Annotated in this window: 2 protein-coding genes; both read left to right on the plus strand. The window is 39.6% G+C overall.

Features of this window, described 5'->3' with window-relative positions:
• Positions 1–191 (plus strand): hypothetical protein (locus EDM53_RS06225; RefSeq protein ID WP_458693814.1); only part of this gene is annotated, 191 nt, incomplete at its 5' end.
• On the plus strand, positions 181–543 hold the full coding sequence (locus EDM53_RS04670) for a transposase (RefSeq protein ID WP_130122502.1): 363 nt from the start codon (positions 181–183) through the stop codon (positions 541–543). The genes EDM53_RS06225 and EDM53_RS04670, both read left to right, overlap by 11 nt.
• Positions 544–1,042 lie beyond the last annotated feature (499 nt).

The following is a 1,042-nucleotide window of genomic DNA, read 5'->3' on the forward strand; positions in this document are numbered from 1 at the left end:
GCTATAAGAATGTTCAAATAAAGAGCGAGGATAGTTGCGAGCTAAAGGTTATGATAGGTAGCAGAAGGCAATTAGTGGGCAGTAGGCAGCAGATAATTGTAACGATTAGGGGTCTGCTAAAGATTTATGGTATAAAATTAAGCAGGACTTTCCAATCCTGTTATAGCAAGCATCAATGGGATGCTAAATAGTTTGGGTATAGTAGAAGAGTCTTTGGAAGGAATCAATAATCTAATAGAGGAGTATGCTAAAGAGGATGAGGATTGTAAGTTGTTAATGACAGTTACGGGAGTTGGGAAGATTGCAGCGATTACATATAAGTCTAGTATAGATGACCCGAGTAGGTTTGGGAGTTCTGAGACTATTGGTGCATATATGGGGTTAACACCAAGGCAGTATGCGTCTGGTGAGGTAAATAGGCATGGGAATATATCGAAGATGGGCCCTATGGAGTGTAGGAGCATGTTGTACGAGGCAGCACAATCGTTGCTAGTGAGGACTGTATTTCAAGCGCTGTGGAATGATGGGAGATATGATTTATAACAAAGCAAGGAGGTAGAAATGAAAAGCTAAGGTATATAAAAAGGTGATAGTTAATATTGGCAATAAAGGTGCTAGTTATGTAGATGGAAGGGATAAGTGAGAGATTTGGTTGAGGCTTGAGACTTCGTATGATACATGTCACCGTCCGCCTCCACCTAATATGTATATTGAGGCATGGCCATGATAAAGTCAACAAAGGCTTTGCCATATCAGACCTCGGAGAGAACTGTGGAAAGCAAACTAGTAGTCTAGATTTTGAGTATCTGTATTGGAGTGCTGGTCTCAATCACAGTGCAATTGATGAACGTCTAAAAAGAGCTCCTACTAAGCGCGGACGGCTTGCAAACTTACTCCACAGAGCGGCAAGGACTTGATTCATTTTACATCAAAATCTGCAATCTTCACTTCTTAACAATATATCCATCAATAAAATTGATTTTACTGGCTAAATGTTAGAGAATGATGAGAGTCATGATTAAATAACATAAATTTGGAGAGA

Origin of the sequence: Rickettsiales endosymbiont of Peranema trichophorum (assembly GCF_004210275.1) — a bacterium.
Taxonomy (GTDB): Bacteria; Pseudomonadota; Alphaproteobacteria; order Rickettsiales; family Midichloriaceae; genus RICK02.

Coding starts and splice junctions, on each gene's coding strand:
- EDM53_RS04670 (WP_130122502.1), top strand. CDS start 181: ATGCTAAATAGTTTGGGTATAGTAGAAGAGTCTTTGGAAGGAATCAAT.